Source organism: Pseudomonas sp. LS_2, assembly GCF_042709235.1.
Lineage (GTDB): Bacteria > Pseudomonadota > Gammaproteobacteria > Pseudomonadales > Pseudomonadaceae > Aquipseudomonas.
This window is the reverse complement of record NZ_JAVAYC010000041.1, coordinates 25510-31874: the sequence shown is the minus strand read 5'-3', so window position 1 is coordinate 31874 and position 6365 is coordinate 25510. Positions and strand designations below refer to the sequence as shown.

Annotated in this window: 5 protein-coding genes and 1 pseudogene; all 6 read right to left on the bottom strand. The window is 63.8% G+C overall.

The window, feature by feature from the left end; translation table 11 throughout:
- Positions 1 to 1061 (bottom strand): annotated as a pseudogene (locus tag RAC97_RS23410) (MFS transporter); the annotation flags it as partial.
- 12 nt (positions 1062 to 1073) lie between these two features.
- Complete coding sequence (locus RAC97_RS23405; protein ID WP_375099747.1) at positions 1074 to 1721, bottom strand: FadR/GntR family transcriptional regulator; 648 nt, start codon at positions 1719 to 1721, stop codon at positions 1074 to 1076.
- Between the two features lie 122 nt (positions 1722 to 1843).
- The gene (hisC, locus tag RAC97_RS23400; RefSeq protein WP_375099748.1) at positions 1844 to 2893 is read right to left on the bottom strand and encodes a histidinol-phosphate transaminase; all 1050 of its coding nucleotides are present in this window, start codon (positions 2891 to 2893) and stop codon (positions 1844 to 1846) included.
- 2 nt (positions 2894 to 2895) lie between these two features.
- Positions 2896 to 4221: a histidinol dehydrogenase gene (gene hisD, locus RAC97_RS23395; RefSeq protein WP_375099749.1), complete on the bottom strand. Its 1326-nt coding sequence runs from the start codon at positions 4219 to 4221 to the stop codon at positions 2896 to 2898.
- A 134-nt stretch (positions 4222 to 4355) separates the two neighbouring features.
- Positions 4356 to 4991, bottom strand: a complete 636-nt coding sequence (gene hisG, locus RAC97_RS23390) for an ATP phosphoribosyltransferase (protein ID WP_375099750.1) — start codon at positions 4989 to 4991, stop codon at positions 4356 to 4358.
- A 91-nt stretch (positions 4992 to 5082) separates the two neighbouring features.
- Complete coding sequence (gene murA / locus RAC97_RS23385) at positions 5083 to 6348, bottom strand: UDP-N-acetylglucosamine 1-carboxyvinyltransferase (protein ID WP_375099751.1); 1266 nt, start codon at positions 6346 to 6348, stop codon at positions 5083 to 5085.
- Positions 6349 to 6365: the final 17 nt, after the last annotated feature.

Sequence of the window (6365 nt, the reverse complement as noted above, 5' to 3'; positions counted from 1 at the left end):
GAGCGCAGCCCGATCAGGGTCAGCGCCAAGGCGAAGGTACCTCCCTGCCCCAACCCCAGCAGAATCGCCCACCCCCACAAACCGGACATCGTCGCGTACAGTCAGCCGAACAGGCCGACCAAGGTCACCACCATCACCACTACGATGGCCAGGCGCTGGTCCTTGCCGCGCGTTGCCAACCAAGGGGCGCTGAGCGAGCTGATCAGCTGTACCATCACCGAGCCGGACAGCACCAGGCCTGCTTCGGTGGGGCTCAAACCACGGCCAATGAGAATCGACGGTAGCCAGCCGAAGACGATGTAGGCCAAGGAAGACTGCAAGCCCATGTACAACGTCACTTGCCAGGCCAGTGGATCGCGCCACAGGCCGTGTACACGGTAGGCCACCTGATGGGCACCCTGCCCCTGCCGGGCCTGGGGCAACCACACCAGCATCGCCAGCAGTGCAGGCAGCAACCAGAAGCCGAGGCCCACCGCCCAACTGTCGCCGAAATGCTGGCTGAGCGGTACGGTGCTGCCCGCCGCCACCGCAGCCCCAAGGCACAAGGCCATGGTGTAGACGCCAGTCAGGGTGCCAGCGTGCTTCGGGAAGTCGCGCTTGACGATGCCTGGCAGCAAAACGCCAATGATGCCGATGCTTGCACCCGCCATGAGGCTGCCAACGAACAACCCGGTCGCCCCCAGGGCGCTGCGCACCAGGATGCCCAGGGCCAAGGTCAGCAAGATGCCGAGGATGACCCGCTCGCTGCCGAAACGCCGCGCCAGCACCGGCGCCAAGGGCGCGAACAAACCCAGGCAGAGCACTGGCAGAGTGGTCAAAAGCCCGGCCGCCGAGGCATTGAGCCCAAGCTCCGCAGAGACCTGGCTCAGGATCGGCGCCATGCTCGACAGCGCCGGACGCAGGTTCAGCGCCACCAGCACCAGGCCCAGCAGCAGCAACCACGGGCGTTGCACCAGCACCGGCCGTTGCTGCACCTGCTCATCGTCGGCTTCGGCGTCGATCAGGAGTTCGTCGAGTTCAGGTTCGGCTTTCGCGCGAAGGGGCGTCAGTTGTTCGGACATGGCAGCGGGTACTCAAGATTCGATAAGGGCCCGGCTCAGGCGCTTGGCCGTGTCCGGGTCGCGTTGTTCGATGGCGTCGAGGATCTGTACGTGCAGATCGAGAACCCGCTGGCTGCGCGGGCGTACGCTCATGTTGTGTTGCACGGCTGCGGCGACGACGCTGGAAAAATAGCGGTACAGCTCGCTCAACGCCGGGTTGTGCGCGGCATCTACCAGCCGCTGGTGGAAGACCAGGTCGCAGGCAACGTAGGTGTCCACGTCACCATGAAAGTGCCCGGAACTGCGTTGCAGGGCCTCACGCAGCCGGGAAAGGTCTTCTTCGGTTCGACGCAGGGCGGCAAGCCCGACGGCTTCCGCCTCAAGGATGCAGCGGGTCTCGCGGGCGTGCTCCACGCTACAGCGAGACATCGCCTGCACGGCCTGGAGAGGGTCTTGAGCCGTGCGCAGGTAGCTGCCATCGCCTTGGCGGACTTCCACCAGCCCGCTGAAGGCCAGCACCCGCATGGCTTCACGCACGGTGTTGCGGCTGATGCCCAGCTCCTGGGCCAGCTCAGGCTCGGTGGGCAGGCGCTGACCCACTTCCCAGGCGCCTTGCGCGATACGTTCGCGCAGCTGATCGACAGCAAGCTCTACCAGTGACCGCTTGAGCAGCAGCGCCATGTTTACGTCCAGTCATCGGATGAATTTACAAGTTGCAACAGTAACGCTGAAAAGCAACGCGGGGCAAGCCCGGCCCTTGAATGGTAGGACCGGGCTTACCCCGCGCAGGAACGATGTGTGGATCAGTTCAACGCATCGATAAGTGCCTGGTTCATCTCTGGCGTACCCACCGTGATCCGCAGGAATTGCGCGATGCGCGCCTGCTTGAAGTGACGCACGATGACCCCTTGCTCTCGCAGCTTCGCAGCCAGCTCACCCGCGTCATGTTGCGGATGACGGGCAAAAATGAAATTCGCTGCCGACGGCAATACCTCGAAACCACGCGCCACCAGTTGCTTGACCAACGCCTCGCGGCTGTCGATGACTGTACGGCAGGTGTGCGCAAAGTACTCGCGGTCTTCGAACGCCACCGCCGCGCCAACAATCGCCATGCGGTCCAGCGGGTAGGAGTTGAAGCTGTTCTTGATCCGCTCCAGGGCCTCGATCAGGTCCGGATGCCCTACCGCCAGCCCTACCCGCAGCCCCGCCAGCGAGCGCGACTTGGACAGGGTCTGGGTCACCAGCAGGTTGTCGTAGCGCTCCACCAGGCTAATGGCGGTTTCGCCACCAAAGTCGATATAGGCCTCGTCCACCACCACCACCGAGTCGCGGTTGGCTTGCAGCAGGCGCTCGATGGCTTCGAGCGGCAGCAGGCAACCGGTGGGCGCGTTGGGGTTGGGAAAGATAATGCCAGCGTTGGGCTTGGCGTAGTCCTCGACGCGGATCTGGAATTGCTGGTCAAGCGCCACCGGCTCGAAGGCAATGCCGTACAGCCCGCAATATACCGGGTAGAAGCTATAACTGATGTCCGGGAACAGCAGCGGGCCTTTGTCGTGCTGGAACAGGCCGTGGAAGATGTGCGCCAGCACTTCGTCCGAGCCGTTGCCCACGAATACCTGTTGCGGCTGGACGCCATAGTAGTCGGCGACCGCCTGCTTGAGGCGGTCGCCGTTCGGGTCCGGGTACAGGCGCAGGTTGTCGTTGAGCTCGCCACGCATGGCCTCAAGCGCCTTGGGCGATGGGCCGTAGGGGTTCTCGTTGGTATTGAGCTTGACCAGGCGGGCCAGCTTGGGTTGCTCACCCGGTACGTAAGGCACCAGGTCCTTGACGAAGGGGCTCCAGAATCGACTCATGCTCAGTTCCCCTTGTTCTCGGTGAGGATACGGTATTCGGCGCTGCGGGCGTGGGCCGTCAGCGATTCGCCACGGGCCAGCACCGAGGCGGTCTGGCCGAGCTCGGACGCCCCCTGCTCGGAGCAGAAGATGATCGACGAGCGCTTCTGGAAGTCATACACGCCCAAGGGCGAGGAGAAACGCGCGGTGCCGGAGGTCGGCAAGACGTGGTTGGGGCCTGCGCAGTAGTCGCCCAGCGCCTCGCTGGTGTGGCGGCCCATGAAGATCGCACCGGCGTGGCGGATGTGCAGCAGCCAGGCCTGGGGGTCGGCTACCGACAGTTCGAGGTGTTCCGGGGCAATGCGGTTGGCCACTTCGATGGCCTGCTGCATGTCGCGCACCTGGATCAGCGCGCCACGGCCATTGATGGATTTCTCGATGATCTCGGCGCGCTCCATGGTCGGCAGCAGCTTGTCGATGCTGGCGGCGACGCGGTCCAGGAAATCGGCATCGGGGCTGACCAGGATGGCCTGGGCATCTTCGTCGTGCTCGGCCTGGGAGAACAGGTCCATGGCGATCCAGTCCGGGTCGGTCTGGCCATCGCACACCACCAGGATCTCCGAAGGGCCGGCGATCATGTCGATACCGACCTGGCCGAAGACGTGGCGCTTGGCGGTGGCCACGTAGATATTGCCCGGACCGACGATCTTGTCCACCTGCGGCACGCTCTCGGTACCGTAGGCCAGTGCAGCGACGGCCTGGGCGCCACCAATGGTGAACACCCGGTCGACCCCGGCGATGCAGGCGGCAGCCAGGACCAGCTCGTTGACCTCGCCACGTGGTGTCGGCACGACCATCACCACTTCGCCAACACCGGCCACCTTGGCGGGAATGGCGTTCATCAGCACCGACGAGGGATACGACGCCTTGCCGCCGGGTACGTACAAGCCGGCGCGGTCCAGCGGGGTGACCTTCTGGCCGAGCACGGTGCCATCGGCTTCGGTGTATTGCCAGGAGTCCTGCTTCTGCCGCTCGTGATAGACACGTACGCGGTTGGCGGCGGTTTCCAGGGCCTGGCGCTGGGCCGGGGTAATGCGGGTCAGGGCCTGCTCCAGGCGCTCACGACCTAGAATCAGGTCGCCCATGGCCTTGGCATCCACGCCATCGAAACGCTGGGTAAACTCCACCAACGCCGCATCGCCACGCTCGCGCACGACCTTGATGATGTCGAGCACACGTTGGTTGACCGCGTCGTCGGACACACTTTCCCAGCTCAGCAGATGATCCAGATGTCGGGCGAAATCCGGGTCAGCAGCGTTGAGACGGGCTATTGCAGTGGACACGGTCATGGCGAGGGCCTCGGTTGTTAACGAATGCTCAGGCGCCCAAGGCTACCAGTCGATCCGCGCGGGCACCCGAGAAAAAAGGCTATGACGCGGATAGACGGGCGCGACAGCGAAGGTCGCGCGCAGTCGAGAGAGAGTCAGCCGCGGTGTCGCGATTCGACCGCTTGGCGCAGCGTGTCGATCAGGCTTTGGATACGGGCGTGCTGCATTTTCATCGAGGCCTTGTTGACCACCAGGCGCGAGCTGATCGTGGCGATCAGTTCCTGGGGTTCGAGGCCATTGGCACGCAGGGTGTTGCCGGTGTCGACCACATCGATGATCTTGTCGGCGAGGTTGATCAGCGGCGCCAGCTCCATCGAACCATACAGCTTGATGATGTCGACCTGGCGGCCCTGTTCGGCGTAGTAGCGCTTGGCGACGTTGACGAACTTGGTGGCCACGCGCAGGCGGCCCTTGGGTTCCGGCGCACCGGTAACGCCAGCGGTCATCAGCTTGCATTGGGCGATCTGCAGGTCCAGCGGCTCGTACAGGCCCTGGCCACCGTATTCCATCAGCACGTCCTTGCCCGCCACCCCGAGGTCGGCCGCGCCATGCTCGACATAGGTCGGCACGTCGGTGGCACGCACGATCAACAGGCGCACGTCGTCCTGGGTCGTGGGGATGATGAGCTTGCGGCTCTTGTCCGGGTTCTCGGTCGGCACGATACCGGCCTCTGCCAGCAGCGGCAGGGTGTCATCGAGAATGCGGCCCTTGGATAGCGCGATGGTCAACATTGGAACGTCGGTCCTTAAGCGTCTACTGCCGACCGGGCAGCAAGCCCGGCCGTATACGATTCGGCTGGCGCGTCCCTGCGCCAATCACAGACTAGCCCGGTACGCGACGGATCTTCGCGCCCAGCATCTGCAGTTTTTCCTCGATGCACTCATAACCACGGTCGATGTGGTAGATGCGGTCGATAAGGGTATCGCCCTCGGCAACCAGTGCCGACAGCACCAGGCTGGCGGAAGCACGCAGGTCGGTAGCCATTACTGGCGCGCCTTTCAGGGCCTTGACCCCAGTGACGATGGCGGTGTTGCCTTCTACCTGGATCTGCGCGCCCATGCGGTGCATTTCATACACGTGCATGAAGCGGTTTTCGAAGATGGTCTCGATCACTGCGCCAGTGCCTTCGGCAATGGCGTTGAGCGAGATGAACTGCGCCTGCATGTCGGTCGGGAACGCTGGGTACGGAGCAGTACGCAGGTTCACGGCTTTTGGCCGCTTGCCGTGCATGTCCAGCTCGATCCAGTCTTCGCCGGTGGTGATGTCGGCGCCGGCTTCCTTGAGTTTCTCGAGTACCGCCTCGAGGATGGTCGGATCGGTGTCCTTGACCTTTACGCGGCCACCGGTCACGGCAGCGGCGACCAGGTAGGTGCCGGTCTCGATACGGTCAGGCATTACGCGATAGGTAGCCGAAGCCAGGCGCTCGACACCATCGATGGTGATGGTGTCGGTACCCGCGCCCTGGATCTTCGCACCCATGGCGATCAGGAAGTTGGCCAGGTCGACCACTTCAGGCTCGCGTGCGGCGTTCTGCAACACGCTACGGCCCTTGGCCAGGGCAGCGGCCATCATGATGTTCTCGGTGCCGGTCACGCTGACGGTATCGAAGAAGAAGTGCGCACCGCGCAGGCCGCCTTCAGGGGCCTTGGCCTTGATGTAGCCACCTTCGACCTCGATTTTCGCACCCATGGCTTCCAGGCCGCGGATGTGCAGGTCGACCGGACGCGAACCGATGGCGCAACCACCAGGCAGGGCAACTTCGGCTTCACCGAAGCGCGCGACCATGGGGCCGAGCACCAGGATCGAGGCACGCATGGTCTTGACCAGTTCGTACGGCGCCACCAGGGTCTTGATGGTACGAGGGTCGATCTCCACCGAGAGCTTTTCGTCGATCACAGGCTCGATGCCCATGCGACCGAACAGCTCGATCATGGTGGTGATGTCGTGCAGGTGCGGCAGGTTGCCCACGGTGACCGGGCCGTCGGCCAGCAGGGTCGCGGAAAGGATCGGCAGGGCCGCGTTCTTGGCCCCCGAAATGCGGATCTCGCCGTCGAGACGCACGCCGCCAGTGATAATCAGTTTGTCCATTTCAATCTCGCCGCCAA